General features: G+C 66.3%; 16 protein-coding genes and 1 tRNA gene. 14 read left to right on the plus strand and 3 right to left on the minus strand.

The window, feature by feature from the left end; genetic code table 11:
• Positions 1–13 precede the first annotated feature (13 nt).
• The 7 genes from lepA to acpS are packed head-to-tail and all read left to right on the plus strand — an operon-like array spanning position 14 to position 6,063.
• A complete protein-coding gene (lepA, locus tag FPL11_RS08725; protein WP_144348249.1) occupies positions 14–1,810 on the plus strand; it encodes a translation elongation factor 4 in 1,797 nt (598 codons plus the stop codon).
• 22 nt (positions 1,811–1,832) lie between these two features.
• Complete coding sequence (lepB, locus tag FPL11_RS08730) at positions 1,833–2,570, plus strand: signal peptidase I (protein WP_069133976.1); 738 nt, start codon at positions 1,833–1,835, stop codon at positions 2,568–2,570.
• Between the two features lie 19 nt (positions 2,571–2,589).
• A complete protein-coding gene (rnc, locus tag FPL11_RS08735; RefSeq protein ID WP_069133977.1) occupies positions 2,590–3,285 on the plus strand; it encodes a ribonuclease III in 696 nt (231 codons plus the stop codon).
• Positions 3,278–4,198 carry a GTPase Era gene (era, locus tag FPL11_RS08740; protein WP_144348250.1) on the plus strand — a complete coding sequence of 307 codons (921 nt, stop codon included), beginning with the start codon at positions 3,278–3,280 and terminating at the stop codon, positions 4,196–4,198. Before rnc ends, era begins: the two co-directional genes overlap by 8 nt.
• The gene (gene recO, locus FPL11_RS08745; protein WP_144348251.1) at positions 4,195–4,950 is read left to right on the plus strand and encodes a DNA repair protein RecO; all 756 of its coding nucleotides are present in this window, start codon (positions 4,195–4,197) and stop codon (positions 4,948–4,950) included. The genes era and recO overlap by 4 nt, the downstream gene beginning before the upstream one ends.
• Positions 4,925–5,674: a pyridoxine 5'-phosphate synthase gene (gene pdxJ, locus FPL11_RS08750; protein WP_144348252.1), complete on the plus strand. Its 750-nt coding sequence runs from the start codon at positions 4,925–4,927 to the stop codon at positions 5,672–5,674. The genes recO and pdxJ overlap by 26 nt, the downstream gene beginning before the upstream one ends.
• Complete coding sequence (acpS, locus tag FPL11_RS08755) at positions 5,671–6,063, plus strand: holo-ACP synthase (protein ID WP_069133981.1); 393 nt, start codon at positions 5,671–5,673, stop codon at positions 6,061–6,063. The genes pdxJ and acpS overlap by 4 nt, the downstream gene beginning before the upstream one ends.
• Here acpS and FPL11_RS08760 read toward each other — a convergent pair.
• Entirely contained in the window at positions 6,060–9,548 is a 3,489-nt protein-coding gene (locus tag FPL11_RS08760; protein WP_144348253.1) for an FAD-dependent oxidoreductase, read from the minus strand. The two genes, acpS and FPL11_RS08760, sit on opposite strands and share 4 nt — an antisense overlap.
• A gap of 78 nt (positions 9,549–9,626) precedes the next feature.
• Positions 9,627–10,979, minus strand: coding sequence for an exodeoxyribonuclease VII large subunit (xseA, locus tag FPL11_RS08765; protein WP_144348254.1), 1,353 nt, complete (start codon positions 10,977–10,979; stop codon positions 9,627–9,629).
• 117 nt (positions 10,980–11,096) lie between these two features.
• On the opposite strand from xseA, the gene guaB reads away from it, so the two are divergent.
• The 6 genes from guaB to FPL11_RS08795 are packed head-to-tail and all read left to right on the plus strand — an operon-like array spanning position 11,097 to position 17,764.
• Positions 11,097–12,563 carry an IMP dehydrogenase gene (gene guaB / locus FPL11_RS08770; protein ID WP_144348255.1) on the plus strand — a complete coding sequence of 489 codons (1,467 nt, stop codon included), beginning with the start codon at positions 11,097–11,099 and terminating at the stop codon, positions 12,561–12,563.
• 4 nt (positions 12,564–12,567) lie between these two features.
• A complete protein-coding gene (guaA, locus tag FPL11_RS08775) occupies positions 12,568–14,151 on the plus strand; it encodes a glutamine-hydrolyzing GMP synthase (RefSeq protein ID WP_069133985.1) in 1,584 nt (527 codons plus the stop codon).
• 2 nt (positions 14,152–14,153) lie between these two features.
• Positions 14,154–15,080, plus strand: a complete 927-nt coding sequence (locus FPL11_RS08780) for a glutathione S-transferase family protein (RefSeq protein ID WP_144348256.1) — start codon at positions 14,154–14,156, stop codon at positions 15,078–15,080.
• A gap of 53 nt (positions 15,081–15,133) precedes the next feature.
• The gene (tadA, locus tag FPL11_RS08785) at positions 15,134–15,568 is read left to right on the plus strand and encodes a tRNA adenosine(34) deaminase TadA (protein WP_144348286.1); all 435 of its coding nucleotides are present in this window, start codon (positions 15,134–15,136) and stop codon (positions 15,566–15,568) included.
• Positions 15,569–15,576: 8 nt separating this feature from the next.
• Positions 15,577–16,692 carry an alcohol dehydrogenase family protein gene (locus FPL11_RS08790; protein WP_144348257.1) on the plus strand — a complete coding sequence of 372 codons (1,116 nt, stop codon included), beginning with the start codon at positions 15,577–15,579 and terminating at the stop codon, positions 16,690–16,692.
• Positions 16,679–17,764 (plus strand): proline racemase family protein, encoded by a 1,086-nt coding sequence (locus tag FPL11_RS08795; protein ID WP_144348258.1) that lies wholly within the window; start codon positions 16,679–16,681, stop codon positions 17,762–17,764. Before FPL11_RS08790 ends, FPL11_RS08795 begins: the two co-directional genes overlap by 14 nt.
• Here FPL11_RS08795 and FPL11_RS08800 read toward each other — a convergent pair.
• A complete protein-coding gene (locus FPL11_RS08800) occupies positions 17,723–18,646 on the minus strand; it encodes an HAD-IIA family hydrolase (protein WP_144348259.1) in 924 nt (307 codons plus the stop codon). The genes FPL11_RS08795 and FPL11_RS08800 overlap by 42 nt on opposite strands.
• 115 nt (positions 18,647–18,761) lie before the next feature.
• On the opposite strand from FPL11_RS08800, the gene FPL11_RS08805 reads away from it, so the two are divergent.
• Positions 18,762–18,851: transfer RNA gene (locus FPL11_RS08805), tRNA-Ser, on the plus strand.
• Positions 18,852–18,871 lie beyond the last annotated feature (20 nt).

The following is an 18,871-nucleotide window of genomic DNA, read 5'->3' on the forward strand; positions in this document are numbered from 1 at the left end:
CGGCCAGGACTTCATGGACCAGATCAGAAATTTCTCCATCATCGCCCACATCGATCATGGCAAGTCGACCCTTGCGGACCGCCTGATCGAGCGCTCGGCACATTTCCAGTCCCGGCAGTCCAACGAGCAGATGCTCGACTCCATGGACCTTGAGCGCGAGCGCGGCATCACCATCAAGGCGCAGAGTGTGTCGCTGGACTACACCGCCGCGGATGGCCGCACCTATCAGCTCAACTTCATCGACACCCCCGGGCATGTCGACTTTTCCTACGAGGTCAGTCGCTCGCTGTATGCCTGCGAAGGGGCGCTGCTGCTGGTGGATGCCTCGCAGGGTGTCGAGGCGCAGAGCGTCGCCAACTGCTATACCGCGGTGGAGCAGAATCTCGAAGTCGTTCCGGTGCTGAACAAGATCGACCTGCCCTCGGCCGAGCCCGAACAGGTCATCCAGCAGATAGAGGAGATCATCGGTCTGGATGGCTCGGAAGTGGTCCCGATCAGCGCCAAGACCGGCGATGGGATCGATGACCTGCTCGAGTCGCTGGTGGCCAATGTGCCGGCCCCGCAGGGTGACCCCGAGGGACCGCTCAAGGCGCTGATCATCGACTCCTGGTTCGATAATTATCTGGGCGTCGTGTGTCTGGTCCGGATCTTTGATGGCGTGCTGCGCAAGGGCGATCGCATCAAGGTCATGTCCACCGGGCGCGAGTTCCAGGCGGATAACCTGGGCATTTTCACGCCCAAGCGGATGCCCTGGGACACCCTCGAGACCGGCCGGGTCGGATTCGTGGTCGCCGGGATCAAGGACATCGACGGTGCCCCGGTGGGCGACACCCTGACCAGCGCCCGTCGACCCACCGAATCGCCGGTGCCCGGCTTCAAGCGGGTCCAGCCGCGGGTGTTTGCCGGGGTGTTCCCCACCAGTTCCGAGGACTATGAGGCATTCCGCGATGCCCTCGGCAAGCTGCGGCTCAATGACGCCGCGCTGCATTATGAACCCGAGAACTCCGAGGCTCTCGGGTTCGGGTTTCGCTGCGGATTCCTCGGCATGCTGCACATGGAGATCATCCAGGAGCGGCTCGAGCGCGAGTATGGTCTGGATCTGATCACCACCGCGCCGACGGTCGTGCATGAAGTCGTCAACAAGGACGGCGAGGCATTCCTGATCCACAACCCCTCGGAGATGCCGGCGGTCAACGACGTCGAGGAGATCCGCGAGCCCATCATCCATGCCAGCATCCTCGTCCCGCAGACCTACATCGGTGCGGTGATCAAACTCTGCGAGGAAAAGCGCGGCGTGCAGAAGGGCATGCAATATGTCGGCAATCAGATGTCGCTCGAATACGAGATGCCCATGGGCGAAGTGGTGCTCGACTTCTTCGACCGCCTGAAATCGGCGTCCCGGGGGTATGCCTCGTTTGACTACGAGTTCCGCCGCTTCCAGCCCGAGCGGCTGGTCAAGCTCGATATCCGAGTCAACGGCGACAAGGTGGATGCGCTGTCGGTGATCGTCCATCGCGACCAGGCCGAATACCGAGGCCGCGATCTGACCGAAAAGCTGAAGGAAATCATCCCCCGGCAGATGTTCGAGGTTGCCATTCAGGCGGCGGTGGGGTCGAAGATCATCGCCCGCTCGACGGTCAAGGCACTGCGCAAGAACGTGACCGCCAAGTGCTATGGGGGCGACATCACCCGAAAGCGTAAGCTGCTTGAGAAACAGAAGCAGGGTAAGCGTCGGATGAAGCAGGTGGGGCGCGTTGAAATCCCGCAGGACGCGTTCCTGGCCGTGCTTCAGGTTGATAACGATAAATGAACCGGCGTACTAGCCCATGACAATGCCCGATTTTGAACAGCTCCTGGTCATCCTCACCCTGGTGAGCGGCGTCATCTGGGTGATCGACCGGTTCCGCCGCCGTCGGCGCGCCGCTGATGCGCGGGTCTCGTGGTGGTTTGATCTGGGCCGCTCGCTGTTTCCCGTGATCCTGATCGTGCTGATCATCCGCTCGTTCGTCATCGAGCCCTTTCGCATCCCCTCGGGGTCCATGCTCCCGACGCTCGAGGTGGGCGATTTCATCCTCGTCAACAAGTTCGGGTATGGCCTGCGACTGCCGGTGGCGCATGAGCTGATCGTGCCGGTGGGCGATCCCTCGCGCGGCGATGTCGCGGTGTTCCGCTATCCCGAGGATCCCTCTCAGGACTACATCAAGCGCATTGTCGGTCTGCCGGGGGATACCGTGTCCTACGTCGACAAGCGCCTGATCATCAACGGCGAACCCCTCGAGGTGGAGCGCCTCGGCGCCTGGCGCGGCGATGACGCATTCAACCTGCTGCGCGAGCAGCTGGGCGGCGACTGGCATGAGATGCTGGTGCATCGCTCGCCCGATGACCGGCAGCTGAGCCTGACGGTGCCCGAAGGCGAGTACTTCGTGATGGGGGATAACCGGGACCGCAGCAGTGACAGCCGCTTCTGGGGCACCGTGCCCCGGGATCATCTGGTCGGGCAGGCGTTTTTCGTCTGGCTCAGCTGGAATGGGGGGCCCAACTGGTCACGCATGGGCGATGTGATCCAATGACGGCAGGGAGCGGCTGGGTATGACGCACCGCGCAGATCTTGTCGGCCACCTGGGTCGGGCGTTCGAGGACCCGGCGCTGCTCGATCAGGCGGTCACCCATCGCAGCGCCGAGGGCCCCAACAACGAGCGACTCGAGTTTCTGGGTGATTCGATTCTCAACTTCGTGATTGCCGCGGAGGTCTTTGAGCGCCGTCCCGAACTGCACGAGGGTGAGCTCAGCCGGCTGCGGGCGGCGCTGGTCAACAAGAATGCGCTGGCTGCGATCGCCCGGGGGATCGATCTGGGTGCGCACATCGTGCTGGGCAGTGGCGAACTCAAGACCGGGGGCAGTCGCCGCGACTCCATCCTCGCCGATGGGCTTGAGGCGGTGATTGGTGCGGTCTATCTGGATGGGGGCTATGAGGCGGGGCGGCAGGTGATACTGCAGCTGTTCGAGGCGCACCTCAGCCGCCTGCCCGACATGGAGGCACTCAAAGACCCCAAGACCCGACTCCAGGAATATCTCCAGGCCCGGCACCTTGAACTGCCCACCTATCAGGTGGATGCGGTCAGCGGGCGGGCGCACCAACAGACCTTCCGCGTCGGCTGTCACTGCGAGCCGCTCCAGCTCACCGGGGAAGGCACGGCCGGTAACAGACGCCAGGCGGAACAGGCGGCCGCAGATGACCTGCTGGCCAAGATCGCCGCCGCCGACACAGGAAAGAATAATGACTGAAACCGAATCCGCGACGGACACTGACTTTGCCTCAGGGTTTGTCGCACTGGTCGGCCGCCCCAATGTGGGCAAGTCGACCCTGCTCAACGCCGTGCTCGGCCAGAAGGTGAGCATCGCCACGCGCAAACCGCAGACCACGCGCCACCGCATTCTCGGCATCCATCAGCGCGATGACGCCCAGATCGTCTATGTCGACACACCCGGCCTGCACGAGGGCGGGCGGACCGCCATGAACCGTTACATGAACGAGGCCGCCGGCAGTGCGCTGGGCGATGTCGATGTGGTGGTCTTCATGATCGAGGCAGGGCGCTGGACCGACGCCGACAAGCGTGTGCTCCAGCGGCTGCAGACCGTCAGGGCACCGGTGGTGGCGGTGATCAACAAAGCGGATCGGCTGCGCGACAAGAATCGGCTCCTGCCCGAGATCGAAGCGCTCGCCGGGCGCTACGATTTCGCCGCCGTGGTCCCGGTGTCGGCGCTTAAAAGCGACAAGCTCGACGCCCTTGAAAGCGCACTGATCGAGGCCCTGCCGCGCGGGCCGGCGCTGTTCCCCCGCGACCAGATCACCGATCGCGATGAGCGCTTCATGGCCACCGAGCTGATCCGCGAGCAGCTGACCCTGATGCTGGGCGATGAGCTGCCCTACGCGAGCACGGTGGAGATCGAGGCCTTCGAGCAGGAGGGGCAGCTGCGCCGAATCGCCGCGATCATCTGGGTCGAGCGCGTCGGCCAGCGCCGCATCGTCATCGGCGAAGGGGGCGAGCAGGCCAAGCGCATCGGGGCGGCGGCCCGCCTGCAGATGGAGCACCTGCTGGGCGGCCGGGTCTACCTCAAACTCTGGGTCAAGGTCCGCGAGGGCTGGTCCGATGACGCCCGACTGCTCAAGTCGCTGGGTTACAGCGCCGATCGATGACCGCGACGCCGCGGGAGGCAGCCCTCGAGCCGGGGTTCATCCTGCATACCCGGGCGTATCGTGACACCAGCCTGCTGCTGGAGGTGCTGAGCCGCGGCCACGGCCGGGTGGGCCTGGTCGCGCGCGGCGCGCGGAGTCGCAGGTCGCGGACGGCGGGCCTGCTTCAGGCATTTCAGCCGCTTGCGCTGTCGTGGCGCAGCCGCGGCGAAATGGGCAGCCTGCGCCAGGTCGAGTCGGCCGGTCGACCGTTCATGCTCAAGGGCCGGCGTCTGGTCAGTGGGCTTTACATCAATGAGCTGCTGATGCGTCTGCTGGGGCGCGAAGACCCGCATCCCGGGGTGTTCGAGCACTACCTCAACTGTCTCGAGGCGCTGGCGGAAGCGGTGCCCGAGGCCGTGGCGCTGCGCGGCTTCGAGCGCGATCTCCTGGGGCTGCTCGGCTATGGCCTGCCGCTGGCGCGTGATACCGAGGATGCGCCGCTGGTCGCGTCGCAGTGGTATCGTTACGATCCGGGGCGCGGGGCCATCCCCGTGGCGGGGCCGGACGCACCGGGTCAGGTGGTCAGCGGGGAAACACTGCTCGGCCTCGCCCGGCCGACGCTCACCGAGGCCACCGCACGGGCCAGCCGCGACCTGATGCGGGCCGCGCTGGAGCCGCATATTGGCAACCGTCCACTGAAAACCCGCGAACTCTACGGTCGCACCACAGCCAGGGGAGATCCTGATCATGGCCCATCATCAGGGCAGTCTTGAGCCACTGCTCGGCGTCAATGTCGATCATGTCGCGACGCTGCGGCGCAAGCGCGGCACCCGCTATCCCGATCCGGTCCACGCCGCGCAGGTGGCGGAGCAGGCCGGCGCCGACGCCATTACGGTGCATCTGCGCGAGGACCGGCGCCATGTCACCGACCGTGATGTCGAGATCCTCGCACAGACGCTGCAGACCCGGATGAACCTGGAAATGGCGGTCACCGATGAGATGCTCGCGATCGGGCAGCGCATCCGGGCGACGGATTGCTGTCTGGTGCCCGAACGGCGCGAGGAACTGACCACCGAGGGCGGGCTGGATGTGGCCTCTGATCCATCGCGCTGTGCGGACGCCTGTCAGGCCCTCACCGAGGCGGGATCCCGCGTGTCGTTATTCATCGACCCCGAACCGGCGCAGCTGCATGCCGCGGTCGAGGTGGGCGCACCGGTGGTCGAACTGCATACCGGCGCGTTTGCCGATGCCCGCAGCGATGGCGAAATCCATGCCCAGTTCCAGCGGGTACGCGAAGCGGCGAGCCTGGGGGCGTCGCTGGGGCTGCAGGTCAATGCCGGGCACGGACTGCATTACCACAATGTGGCCCCGATTGCCGCGCTGCCCGAGATCACCGAACTCAATATCGGCCATGCGATCATTGCCCACGCCATCTTCGCCGGGCTGGACGGCGCGGTGCGTGAGATGAAACGCCTGATCCGCGAGGCGCGTCATTGAGCATTGTCGGGATCGGCACCGATCTGGTTGAAATCGATCGGCTTGAAGCGCTCCAGCAACGCTATTCCACCCGACTGGCCGCGCGGCTGCTCGCCCCGGCCGAGCGATCGGATTATCAGGCCTATGCCGCCGGCGACCGCCAGGCCGCGGCCTTTCTGGCCCGCCGATTCGCCGCCAAGGAAGCCGCCGCCAAGGCCCTGGGCTGCGGCATCGGGGCGCAGGCGCGCTTGTCGGAACTGGTGGTCACCCACACCGGCGCCGGCGCGCCCGGCTTGACCCTGACCGGGGCGGCGGGCCGCCAGGCCGAGCGTCTGGGCGTGCGATCCGCGCACCTGAGCATCAGCGACGAGCGCGGTTACGCGCTCGCCTTCGTCATTCTCGAGGGCTAACGGGGCTCGGCCTCGGGCAGGACCTGCTCGAGCCACTGCGAGTTGAGCCGATCGCTCAGGCGATTCTGCTGCTGGCGTGCCGAGAGGTTGTCGAGGTCGATCCAGGTCAGCGGCTGGTCCTGGCCGGCACAGGAGAACACCGGTCGGGTGCGCTCGCCGGTCTCGGGGTCGATCTGCCACTGCAGGCACTGCGCACACACGCCCTGCATCATGCACTGCATCGGGCTGCCCACGGTCCCGAAGGCGTCACAGCCCTCGGCGACGCGTGTCGCCAGTTCACCACGGACCGCCTGCTGAAAGCCCTTCAGCAGCCCGGTGCCGCCCATGACCATGATGCGGTCGACATCCGACAGCGGGATGCCGCCTTCGGCGGGGCCGATGTCGCCGTCATCGTAGCGCTTCACCACATCGATCATGTCGGTCGCCTGCAGACTGACGTCTTGGGGCCGGCGGGGCTCGATGGTGTCTTCACGGGCCGTGCACCAGATGATCTGGTCGGCACCGGCCTCGAGCTCGTCCTGATGATCGACATCGCCGGCACCGCCGAACGCGGCCACGTACAGCACCCGGTTACCGGCAGCCCGCAGGGCGGCGCCGATGTCCAGCATGACCGCCGCGCCCCAGCGGCCCGCCACCACCATGATGGTACGGCCGGTGGGCATGTCGGTCGGGGCGCCGGTGGGGCCCATGAGCACCAGCGGATCGCCGGGGCGCAGCCGGCCCACCAGGCGTGGCCCCGCGCCCCACTGCAGCACCATCAATCGGATGCAGTCATCCTTCACCCCCGTGCCCGACACGGTGATCAGCGGAATCTGCAGGCGCGTATTATCGACGACGGGTGACAGTGACTCGAAGGTCTGGAGGCGATAGAACTGGCCGGCGCGGAAGTTCCGGGCCGCCATGGGCGCCTTGACCCATACTTCGACCATTGCCGGGTTGTCGTTTCTGACCTCCACCACCCGGGCGGTCAGCAGGTCGTCCATCCGGATCAGGAAATCGCTGTGAGACTCGTCAGTGCCGGGCACTTCATGGGCCATGGCGGCCATGACGTAGGGATAAGTACGCATCCCCGAGGCAATCGCCTTGACCACACTGCCATGGAACGCCGGATGCGTGTCGCCGATGAAGGTCACCCGGCGGCCGCCCTCCTGATAGGAGGTGAAGGGGCCAAACACCCGGGACTTGGAATGCTCGGCGTCGGCCACCGGCTCCAGCCCCTGATCGGTGGGGGTGTGAGCAAGGAAGTGGTTGCCTTCGAGCCGGAAGGTGTCTGCGTGTTCGCGCTCGTAGATGGTGTTGGGCACCGTGCCGGCGGCGATGAAGATCGCCCGGGCGGGCAGGCGCCGTTCGGCACCGGTGGGCGCCCACTTACCATCGCGCCGGTCGAGCTCGCGGCAGACCAGCGAGCTGACATGCTGGTATTCGTCCACCTCGGCGTGGAGCGGCTCCAGGCCCTGGGCGTAGTAGAGCCCTTCCTCGGTGGCCTTGATCACCTCCTCGTGGTTGCGCACGTACGCCGGCGAGTCGGTCATGCCCTTGCGATAGGCGACGGTGACCCCGCCCCAGGCGCGGATCAGCGGGTTGAAGTCGGGCTCGCGGCCCTCCCGCGCGGCGTTTTCGCGCTCGGTGCGAATGGCGCGGCCATGCGTGAGGAATTCCTCGAGCGTGGCTTGGTCCTCGTCGTTCATCCCGGCGGTGACCGCCGACTCGCCAAGGCGCTCGGAGAGCCGCTCGTAGCGCTCGAGGATCTTCTCGACCTGTTTGACGTAGTAGGCCTGCACCTCGGTGGCGGTATCCACGCCGGTGAGTCCACCGCCCACGACCACCGCGGGCAGCCGCACCTGCAGGCTTGCCAGACTCGATGCCTTGGCCGCCCCGGTCAGCTGCAGGGCCATCAGAAAGTCGCTGGCCTGACGCATGCCGCGGGCGAGGCTGTTGCCCATGTGCACGACCCGCGGCAGGCCCGCGCCGGTGGCGTTGACGACGTGGTCGAACCCAAGCGCCCAGGCGTCTTCGAGGGTCACGGTGCCGCCCAGCCGCGCCCCGCCATAGACCCTGAAATTATGCCGCCGGGCCAGCGTCAGGTAGATGAGCTTGAGGAAATTCTTATCCCAGCGCACGGTGATGCCATACTCCGCGACGCCGCCAAAGCCCATCAGAATGCGCTCATCGAGATCCTCCTGGAGATCCGCCCAGCGCGGCACCGGGGCATCGAGCAGCGAGGCCGGCAGGGGCTCGATCTTGAGCCCGTCAACACCCACCACGGCCGTGCCGTTCATGGTCAGGTGGTGCGCCATGGTAAAGCCCGCCGGGCCCATGCCGGCGACCAGCACCCGACGGTCATTGTCGGGCTGCTGGATGAACTGCTCGCGGCGCAGTGGGTTCCAGCGCGTGAGCAGGTGATAGAGCTCCACCCCCCAGGTCAGATCAAGGCTGTCGCTGAGGACGCGCGTCTCGATCTGAGGGATGTCGACCGGGTCCTGCTTCTGGTAGATGCAGCCCTTCATGCAGTCGTTGCAGATGCGATGGCCGGTGGCGGGCACCATCGGGTTGTCCACCATCACCATGGCCAGCGCCGCCAGGTTGTAGCCATCCCGGCGCAGCACATGCATCTCGGAGATCTTTTCCTCGAGCGGACAGCCGGTCAGGGTGACGCCGAGCGGATCCTCCTTGAAGCCCAGCTCGGGCTGGGTCTTTTTCTCGGGGAAGCCCTTCGAGCAGAAGTCTCCCTCGTGGTCATGGCAGTAGATGCAGTAGTGGATCTCGCTCTGCACGTGACGCGAGTCCATGCGGTAGTCGGTCAGCGAGAACCCATCCCGCGCCCGGCGCCGGGAGGGCTCGGCCTGCAGGCGCTCGACGCCATCCACCTCAACCCGCTCGGCGGGCACGCGATCGAAGTGATCGACCCGCTCGGGCAGCTTGAAACTTGCCCAGCCACGCACCCGCGCCTGACCGGCCTGGGTCTGACGGGCCAGCTTGCACCAGGCGGTCAGCGTTTCGATGGCCTCGGCATTGGCGGCTTCGTCCTCGAGCAGTGCCATGCCGAACCGGGCGATGGCGCGCTCCTCGTCATCGCCGGCGACCTCGCCCAGGCTGGCACGCACCGCGGCATCAAGGGCCTCGAACGTGTGCTCCACGGGGCGGCGGTGGCGTTTGACGCGGCGCTGCACGAACGCCTGCTTGAACTGCATGACCACGTCGTCGGCCAGAATCGACTCGCGCAGCTCGTGCAGCTCGGATTCGATGCCGAACAGTCGGCCGATGAACGCCTCGACGTAGGGGCCGAGCTCGATGAGCAGTTCGCTGTTCTGGGGGCCGGGCAGGTCGCTGTCGCGGCCACGGTAGTCCCGCAGCCGGGCGGCGAGGGCGGGTGCCGCGCTGTCCAGCTCATCGAGGAAGGCCGCGTCGACGCGGGCAAGGCCCTCGGGTGTCTGAAGGGCGGTAAAATCGAGGCCGAAACGGCCCAGGCTCAGATCAAGATCCATAAGGTTCCAACGCAGGGGTGGATGATCCCGGCATGATGCGCCCGGCGTTGTCGCGCAACAAGCCAGCTGAAATGGGGTTTAACTCCCCTCGTCGTGATCCTCGACCCGCGCGATCAGCGTGCCCTCGCGAAGGCGCGCGCGGATCGGATCACCAACGGCGACATCCGTCGCGCGATGGATCACCGCCTGGCCGTCCCGGGGCTGGATAATGGCATAGCCCCTGGCCAGCGTGCCCAGTGGACTGAGACTGTCGAGCGTGCGGGCTTGGGCCTCGACCCGGGTCCGCTTGCGGGTGATGAGCTCCCGCACACCACGGTCCAGGCGCCGCGCGAGTTGATCCGTGGTGTCACTGAGCCGCTGGATCCGCGGGGTCGGGTTCTGGGCCTGCAGGCGCTGATGGACCCGCTCGACATGCCGCGCGCGCTCCGCCATCCGGACGCGGACGGCGCGTCCCAGGCGCTGGTCAAGCTCATCCAGCCGCTGGGCGCGATCCCGCAGCCGCCGGCCGGGATGCTGGGCATTCAGCCGCCGGGTCAGGCGATGGATGCGCTCGCGGCGCTCGCCCAGAACCCGCGACAGGCCTTTGCTGAGGCGGGCCTGCTGTTGCTGCACACGGCGCCCGAGTGCCTCGCCGTCGGGAGACAGCCGCTCCGCCGCCGCCGACGGCGTGGCGGCACGCTCATCGGCCACCAGATCAGCGATGGTGACATCCACCTCGTGGCCGACGGCACTGACGGTGGGCAGGCTGCAGGCATGAATCGCGCGGGCGACCGCTTCGTCGTTGAAGGCCTGCAGGTCTTCCAGCGAGCCGCCACCCCGGCCGACGATCAGGGCATCCACCTCCTGGCGCTGATCGGCGCGATGAATGGCCTCGACAATGGCCGGTGTGGCCTGGGCCCCCTGGACCGCCACCGGGTAGATGAGGATCGGCAACGCCGGAAACCGCCGGCGCAGGACGCTGACGATGTCGCGGATGGCGGCGCCGGTGGGCGAGGTGATGACGCCGATGCGCCGCGGCAGGCTCGGCAGCGCCTGTTTGCAGGCCGGATCGAAAAGGCCCTCGCGCTCGAGGCGGGCCTTGAGCTCGGCGAACGCCCGCTGCAGCGCCCCATCCCCGGCGGGTTCCAGGTGCTCGGCGATCAGCTGGTATTCACCGCGCGGCGCGTAAAGGCCGATGCGTGCCCGCAGTCGTACCTGGTCACCATTGGCCGGGGTCGTGCGCAGGCGCATGGCGCGATTGCGGAACAGTGCACAGCGCACCTGGGCATCCGGATCCTTGAGGGTGAAGTACAGATGCCCCGAACGGGGCCGGGCGAGATTGGAGATTTCGCCTTCGACCCATACCAGCGGGAGCGCCTGTTCGAGCAGGCCCCGAACGGTCTGGTTGAGATCAGAGACGGTGTACACGTGACGGGCGTCAGGGCTGTCCATACATCGAGCCTAGCAGCTCATGCCCTGAATGCCAGATGCAGCGTTTCTGACATTGGCGTTCAGGCAGGAGGCGGCCTATAATAGACGGTTACCATCGCGCCAGAAGAGGACGTCACCATGCAGATCGCCCAGGAAGCCCTGACCTTTGACGACGTCCTCCTGCTGCCGGATTACTCTGATGTGCTGCCCAAGGCCGTCGACCTGTCGACGCGGGTGACCCGCGACATCCGGCTCAATATCCCGCTGCTCTCCGCCGCCATGGACACGGTCACCGAATCCCGCCTCGCCATCCGGCTGGCTGAGCAGGGCGGCATCGGCATCGTGCACAAAAGCATGAGCGTCGAAGACCAGGCGCGGGAAGTGCGCATCGTCAAGAAATTCGAAAGCGGTGTCATCAAAGAGCCGATCACCGTCAACCCCGAGGCGAGCATCCGCGAGGTGATCACGCTCATGGGGCAATACGGCATCTCCGGCGTCCCCGTGGTCGAGGGCCGTCAGCTCACCGGCATCGTCACCAGTCGTGATCTGCGTTTCGAGACCCGGCTCGACATGAAGGTGACCGATGCGATGACGCCCAAGGACCGGCTGGTGACGGTCCAGGAAGGGGCCGAGCGCGACGAGATCCTCACGCTGCTGCATCGCCACCGCATCGAGAAGCTGCTGGTGGTCAACCCCCGCTTTGAGCTGCGCGGCATGATCACCGTCAAAGACATCCAGAAGGCCGAGGACTTCCCCAACGCCTGCAAGGACGAATATGGCCGCCTGCGTGTGGGCGCGGCGGTTTCTACGGGCGAAGGCACCGAGGAGCGCGTCGAGGCGCTGGCCGAGGCGGGCGCCGATCTGCTGGTGGTGGACACGGCCCACGGCCACAGTAAGGGCGTGATCGATCGGGTGGGCTGGATCAAGCGCCACTTCCCCGGTGTGCAGGTCATTGGTGGCAACATCGCCACCGGCGATGCCGCGCGGGCCCTGGCGGATGCCGGCGCCGACGCGGTCAAGGTGGGCATTGGCCCGGGATCCATCTGCACCACCCGAGTCATCGCCGGCGTCGGGGTGCCCCAGGTCACGGCGGTCGACAACGTCGCCACGGCACTGGCCAGCACCGATGTGCCGGTGATCGCCGACGGTGGCATCCGTTTTTCCGGGGATATGGCCAAGGCCATGGCCGCCGGCGCCCACTGCGTGATGATGGGCAGCATGTTCGCGGGTACCGACGAGGCACCCGGCGAGGTTGAGCTCTATCAGGGCCGCAGCTACAAGTCGTACCGGGGCATGGGCTCGATCGGTGCGATGTCCGGCAAACAGGGCTCATCGGATCGCTACTTCCAGGAAAACGCCCGCGACGCCGACAAGCTGGTGCCCGAGGGCATCGAGGGCCGGGTCCCTTACAAGGGCCCGATGAACGTCATCATTCACCAGCTTCTGGGCGGTCTGCGCGCCAGCATGGGCTACTGCGGCTGTGCGGACATCGACTCGTTCCGCGAGCGGGCCACCTTTGCACGCATCACCAACTCCGGGGTGCGCGAGGGGCATGTCCACGATGTGAGCATCACCAAGGAAGCGCCCAACTACCGGAGCGATTGACGCCATGACCGGCGATATCCATGCCGAGCGGATCCTCATCCTCGATTTCGGTTCGCAGTACACCCAGCTCATCGCCCGTCGCATCCGTGAAGCCGGGGTGTATTGCGAGATCCGCCCCTGGGATGTGGAAGCCGAGCGCATCCGCGAATTCGCGCCACGGGGGGTGATCCTCTCGGGTGGGCCTGAGTCGGTGCACGAAGACAGCGAGCAGACACCGCGGCTGCCGACGACCGTCCTCGATCTGGAAGTCCCGGTTCTGGGCATCTGCTACGGCATGCAGACCCTTGCCCACGAGCTGGGTGGAGCGGTCGAGGCCTCGCAGACCAAAGAGTTCGGGTACGCGGAGGTGCGTGCCCGCGGCCACTCGGTGCTGTTGCAGGATATCGAGGACCGCACCAACGCCGAGGGGCATGGGCTTCTGGACGTGTGGATGAGCCATGGCGACCGGGTGTCCGGATTGCCCGCGGGCTTCAAGGTCATTGCCAGCACGCCTTCGGCTCCCATCGCCGGCATCGGTGACGACGACCGCGGTTTCTATGGCCTGCAGTTTCATCCCGAAGTCACTCACACGGCCCAGGGGCAGCGCATTCTCGAGCGGTTCGTCCACGGCGTCTGTGGCTGCTCGGGGAACTGGACGGCGGACAACATCATCGAGGATCTGATCGCCCGGGTGCGCACGACGGTCGGCGATCAGAATGTGCTCCTGGGGCTGTCCGGCGGCGTCGACTCATCGGTGGTCGCCGCGCTGCTGCACAAGGCCATCGGTGATCAGCTGACCTGCGTGTTCGTCGACAACGGCCTGCTGCGCCTGGGCGAGGGCGATGAGGTCATGCAGACGTTCGCCCGCCACATGGGCATTCGCGTGATCCGCGTGGATGCCGAGGCGCGGTTCATGGACGCCCTCGCCGGCGAGGCCGACCCCGAGGTCAAGCGCAAGATCATCGGCCGCACCTTCATTGAGGTGTTCGACGAGGAGGCGGGCAAGCTCGACAACATCCAGTGGCTGGCGCAGGGCACGATTTACCCGGATGTCATCGAGTCCGCCGGCGCCAGCACCGGCAAGGCCCATGTCATCAAGTCGCATCACAACGTCGGCGGCCTGCCCGAGCGCATGAATCTGAAGCTGCTCGAACCCCTGCGTGAGCTGTTCAAGGACGAGGTGCGCCGGATCGGGCTGGAACTGGGTCTGCCAGCGGAAATGATCCATCGCCACCCGTTTCCCGGCCCCGGCCTGGGCGTGCGTATCCTCGGCGAAATCCACAAGGAATACGCGGACCTGCTGCGCCGCGCCGATGCCATTTTCATTGAGGCACTTCGCGCCGGCGGCTGGTATGAGCGGACCAGCCAGGCGTTTGCCGTGTTCCTGCCGGTGCGCTCGGTCGGGGTCACCGGAGATGGCCGACGCTATGAGTGGGTGGTGGCGCTGCGGGCGGTGGAGACCATCGATTTCATGACCGCCCGCTGGGCGCATCTGCCCTACGACTTCCTCGATGATGTCTCGCGGCGGATCATCAACGAAATCGACGGGATCTCGCGGGTGGTGTATGACATCTCCGGCAAACCACCCGCGACCATCGAGTGGGAGTGAGCATGGCGGACCTGATACTGCACCACTACTGGCCATCGCCGTTTGCGCACAAGATCCGCATGGCGATGGGTCTGGCAGGGCTACCATGGACGTCTGTAGAGATTCCGAGAGTTCCACCAAAACCGCTCTTGCTGCCGCTGACCGCTGGTTATCGACGGACGCCGGTTCTGCAGGTGGGTGCGGACGTTTACTGCGACACGCACAACATTGCCCGGGCGCTGGCGGATACGGCACCGGAGGTCGGGGAGCGCCTCTTTCCCGGGCCGTCCCGTGGTGCAGCATTGGTGCTCGCCGAGTGGGTGGACCAAACGCTCTTCCCGCTCGCGATTCGGGCGGTGATGGCCGAGGCGCTGGATACGGCTTCGCCGGACTTCATCCAGGATCGGGGGGACCTGTATTTCGGCCCAGGCTGGACGCCGGAGGGGCTGCGTTCAGAGGCGCCTGGCGTGATCCTTCAGCTTGAGGCGGCGCTTGGCCGCCTCGAGTCCTGGCTGGCCGGGCTCGGGCACTGCGACTACCGAGAGCTCTCCTATGGTGACGTGGCCGCAGCCTTCATCGCGTGGTTCCTTCGAGGGCGCTGGAGCCGCGGTGGCGAAGTGCTCAGACACTATCCATATCTCCGTGAAGTTGAGTCAGCGCTCGAGGGTGCGGGTCAGCAGCCAGCGCAAGAGATTGCCGCCGAGAAGGCGCTGGCCATCGCCGCGCAGACGGTCCCGCAGGCATCGACCGGTATCCAGTGTCCCAGTGATCTGGTGGTAGGGCAGTCTGTCGGCATTCGCCCGTACGTGCGGTCCTCCGACCCTGAGGTGTTCGGGCGGCTGCGCGCGTTAACTTCCGATCGGATATCAATCGATCACGAGGCCCGGGATGTCGGCGACGTTGTAGTCCACTTCCCCATCACTGGTTATCAGATACGCTCCGTGGACTGACGGGCCTGCGTGATCATGTTGACGATGGGATTGGAGTGAACGACGCGGCGTGGATGGAAAGGGCCCTCCGTCTGGCGCATCAGGCTGCCGAGGCGTGCGAGGTCCCGGTTGGTGCCGTGCTCGTCAGGGAGGCAGCGATCGTGGGCGAGGGCGCCAATGCACCGATCAGGCGAAATGATCCGAGTGCCCATGCGGAGATTCTCGCATTGCGCGATGCTGGCGCCCGCCTTGGGACCTACCGCTTCCCCGGTACCACGCTCTACGTCACTCTGGAGCCCTGCCCGATGTGTGTCGGTGCCTTGATCCATGCCCGTGTCGAGCGAATTGTCTACGGGGCATCAGATCCAAAAACCGGGGCCTGCGGTGGAGCGACTCGGCAGCATGATGACCCCAGTCACAACCACCAACTACTGGTTAACGGCGGGGTCATGGCCGAGCCCGCCGCGACATTACTGAGGACCTTCTTTCGCGCGCGTCGTAAGCGCTGAGGCACATCATGACATCGACTGAACTGCCCCGGACCATGGCCGCCGTCCAGCTTGACCGCCATGGCGGTCTGGATGCCCTGACCTACCGCGACGACGTGCCGGTACCCCGGCCGTCTGGCGATGAGGTCCTCATCGAAGTGCATGCCTGTGGCATGAACAACACCGATGTCTGGGTGCGCGAGGGCGCCTATGGCAGCGACACCGATCCCAATGCCGTGTCCACCTGGCGCCGGGGCCGCTCCACGCTGACGTTCCCGCGGATTCAGGGCACCGACAGTGTCGGAGTCATCGTGGCGGTGGGGGAGGGCGTGCCCGCCGCCCGGATCGGCGAGCGGGTGATCGTGGACTTCAGCCTCTACAATCGCGACGACGACAGCCTCGCGGATATCGACTACATCGGCCATGGCCGTGACGGGGGTTATGCCGAATATCAGTGTGTGCCCGCCGCGAATGCCCATGCCGTCGATACCACGCTGACTGATGCGGAACTGGCGACCTTCTGCTGTGCCTATCTCACCGGCGAGCATATGCTCGAGCGCGCCAACGTGCAGGCCGGCGAGCGGGTACTGGTCACCGGTGCCTCGGGCGGTGTGGGTTCGGGGATTGTTCAGCTGTGCCGGGCGCGCGGGGCGATCCCCTATGCGGTGACCCGGGCTGACAAGGCAGAAGCCTTGATGGCCATCGGTGCTGAGGCGGTGATCGATCGCGGCGCAGCCGACTGGGTGGAAGCCGTGGAGGCGGCCACCGGCGGTGCGCCGATTGATGTGGTGGCCGATCTGGTCGCCGGGCCGCACTTCAACGACCTGCTCCGCATTCTGCGGCCTGAGGGGCGCTATACCACCGCCGGCGCCATCGCCGGACCCGTGGTCGAGCTGGATCTGCGGACCCTCTATCTCAAGCAGCTCCAGATCAACGGCTCCTCCCAAGGGCGCCGCAGTGACTTTCAGCGGCTGCTGGGCCACGTCCTCGCAGGGCGTATCCGGCCGCTGCTGCACGCCACCTATCGGCTTTCGGATTTTCATCACGCCCAGCGCGATTTCATGGACAAGGACTACGTCGGCAAGCTCGTGGTGGTTCCCGACCGGCACTGGGACCGGGTGGGTGCGCCCCATGTCCGCGACTGACCCGGGGACGCTCGAGTGGATGGACGTCGCCGTGGGCAGCGACATCCATCGGGTGGTGTTCGCCGGTGTCCCCACCGACGCGACCCGCAGCGTGCGCGAGCGCATGGAGTGGCTGAGCGGGCCGGGCGACGGACTGCGGCAGCTGCTGATCGAGCCCCCCTATGGCACGCCGACCTTCTGCGTCGATCTGCTGACGCTGCCCGATGACCCCGAGGCCCAGGCGGCGTTCATCATCATGGAGGTGATGGGTTATCCGTTCTTCTCGGGGTCGAACACCATGGCCACCGCGTGCGCGTTGATCGAGAGTGGCCGCATCCCCGGAACCCAGCCTGATGGCACGCAGTGCCTGCGCCTCGAGGCCCCGGGCGGGCGGGTTGATGCGCATGTGCAGCGGCGCGATGGGCAGGTGGTCAAGGTGACCGTCGAGGGGGACGAGGCCTTCGTGCATCGGGCCGATGCCAGGGTCGAGCTGCCTGGCCTGGGGACCGTGGCGTATGACCTGGTCTGGAGTGGTGGTCATTACGTGATGGTCAATGCCGATTCGCTGGGTCTGCGCCCGGCGGACGCGGGCGGAGCGGATGCGCTTGCCCTGGCGGCACGGATTATCGAGGCGGTACAGGCGGATTTTCAGGATCTGCACCCGCGGCTGGGTGATGTCGGGGCGCCGCGGTTCCTGCACTGGATGTGGCCCGAGACCGAGACTTCGCCGGAGTCCCTGCAGGCAACCGGCGGGACTTATGGTCATCCCGGCGTGCTTTGGGGTTGCCCCACGGGCACGGGCACCGTCGCGCGCCTCGCCCGGCGGATGCACCGCGGGCAGGCCGGCGTGGGGACCACGCTACGCAACACCAGCCCCGCGGGGACGACCTTCGAGGGCCGAGTCATTGAACAGAGCCGGGTGGGAGACTATCCGAGCATCCGGACCCAGGTCAGCGGCATGCCGCAAGTGGTCGGCCGGTGCCGCCTCAGCCTTCCGGCCACCAGCCCCGTGATCGCCGAGCGCGGTCTGGAGTGGCTGCTGGATCCGCGCTCAGGCCTGATCGAGGATCCAGTCCGGGGCGATACCGGATGAATCGATGGCCGCATCGATATCCATATCGGCAAGCACCCCGGTCTGCGTGACAAGCGCTGTGCGAACCCCCGCCGCCTGGCCGCCAAGGACGTCGGTATGCAGTGTATCGCCCACCATCAGTGTCCGCTCGCGCTCGATCCCGGGGCCCAGGCGCTCGAGGGCGAGCTCAAAGATGTTGGCAAAGGGCTTGCCGTAGAACGCGGGCTCGACGCCGGTGGCATCCTGAATCTGGTGGGCGAAAGTCCCCGGCTCGGTGGAATCCCCGCCCGCCTGGGGCGCCAGAAGATCTGGGTTGGCCACCAGCAGACGCCGCGGATTGGTCTGGAGGCTTCGGGTCAACAGATCCTGTCGTGCCGGCGTCCACTCCGAGGCGCCGACAAACAGAAAGCCCTCAACGGCGTGATAGTCCGCGATGTCATCCGCCAGCATCCGATAGTCCAGGGGTGGGAACTCGTCGGGGCCGAACTGCTGGCCGGCGATCATGCCCCAGTGCCGCGGCGCCTCCTGCTCGAGCTGGCGCACCAGGGTTTTACGGCTGGTGACCACATCGGCGGCGTCAAAGTGGTAGCCCAGACGCTGATAGCGCGCCATCAACGTCGCATGCGAGAACCCGGCGGCGTTGGAGACCACCATGACCCGCTTTCCGGCGGCCTGCAGAGCGGCGATCCGCTCAGGGACACCCGGGATGGGGTCCTGCCCGCGATTGAGCACGCCAAAGGCATCCAGCAGCACTGTGTCGAAGTGATCCATGATCTCGCCAAGGTTGGCGGCACGTCGGGCCGCCCCTGGCCGGGCAGGAGCCGGCAGCCGATGACGGATGGCCTCGTAGGCGGTAAAACCAAGCGGGGCCGAGCACAGGGTAGAGGGCGATGCGTGATCCATGGGCGTCCTGTTGAGCGCGATTTCAGCGCCACAGTATAGCGCGTCCGAAAGCCAGCGGCTTGGGGCAACCGTGGTTTTCGCTCGCGACGGGGAATGTTGTACAATCCACCCCGCTGGAGAGGTGGCTGAGTGGTCGAAAGCGCCGCACTCGAAATGCGGTGAGTCCGAGAGGGCTCCGGGGGTTCGAATCCCTCCCTCTCCGCCAGACATAAAACAGGGGCCATC

Origin of the sequence: Spiribacter aquaticus, from assembly GCF_007625215.1 — a bacterium.
GTDB classification, from domain to species: domain Bacteria; phylum Pseudomonadota; class Gammaproteobacteria; order Nitrococcales; family Nitrococcaceae; genus Spiribacter; species Spiribacter roseus.

What these genes read in the sequence shown, in the direction of transcription:
- FPL11_RS08800 (WP_144348259.1), bottom strand. Translation starts at nt 18,646, where the DNA reads ATGGATCACGCATCGCCCTCTACCCTGTGCTCGGCCCCGCTTGGTTTT.
- FPL11_RS08780 (WP_144348256.1), top strand. Translation starts at nt 14,154, where the DNA reads ATGGCGGACCTGATACTGCACCACTACTGGCCATCGCCGTTTGCGCAC.
- lepA (WP_144348249.1), top strand. Translation starts at nt 14, where the DNA reads ATGGACCAGATCAGAAATTTCTCCATCATCGCCCACATCGATCATGGC.
- guaA (WP_069133985.1), top strand. Translation starts at nt 12,568, where the DNA reads ATGACCGGCGATATCCATGCCGAGCGGATCCTCATCCTCGATTTCGGT.
- FPL11_RS08790 (WP_144348257.1), top strand. Translation starts at nt 15,577, where the DNA reads ATGACATCGACTGAACTGCCCCGGACCATGGCCGCCGTCCAGCTTGAC.
- xseA (WP_144348254.1), bottom strand. Translation starts at nt 10,979, where the DNA reads ATGGACAGCCCTGACGCCCGTCACGTGTACACCGTCTCTGATCTCAAC.
- FPL11_RS08760 (WP_144348253.1), bottom strand. Translation starts at nt 9,548, where the DNA reads ATGGATCTTGATCTGAGCCTGGGCCGTTTCGGCCTCGATTTTACCGCC.
- era (WP_144348250.1), top strand. Translation starts at nt 3,278, where the DNA reads ATGACTGAAACCGAATCCGCGACGGACACTGACTTTGCCTCAGGGTTT.
- tadA (WP_144348286.1), top strand. Translation starts at nt 15,134, where the DNA reads ATGGAAAGGGCCCTCCGTCTGGCGCATCAGGCTGCCGAGGCGTGCGAG.
- guaB (WP_144348255.1), top strand. Translation starts at nt 11,097, where the DNA reads ATGCAGATCGCCCAGGAAGCCCTGACCTTTGACGACGTCCTCCTGCTG.
- FPL11_RS08795 (WP_144348258.1), top strand. Translation starts at nt 16,679, where the DNA reads ATGTCCGCGACTGACCCGGGGACGCTCGAGTGGATGGACGTCGCCGTG.
- recO (WP_144348251.1), top strand. Translation starts at nt 4,195, where the DNA reads ATGACCGCGACGCCGCGGGAGGCAGCCCTCGAGCCGGGGTTCATCCTG.
- lepB (WP_069133976.1), top strand. Translation starts at nt 1,833, where the DNA reads ATGCCCGATTTTGAACAGCTCCTGGTCATCCTCACCCTGGTGAGCGGC.
- pdxJ (WP_144348252.1), top strand. Translation starts at nt 4,925, where the DNA reads ATGGCCCATCATCAGGGCAGTCTTGAGCCACTGCTCGGCGTCAATGTC.
- rnc (WP_069133977.1), top strand. Translation starts at nt 2,590, where the DNA reads ATGACGCACCGCGCAGATCTTGTCGGCCACCTGGGTCGGGCGTTCGAG.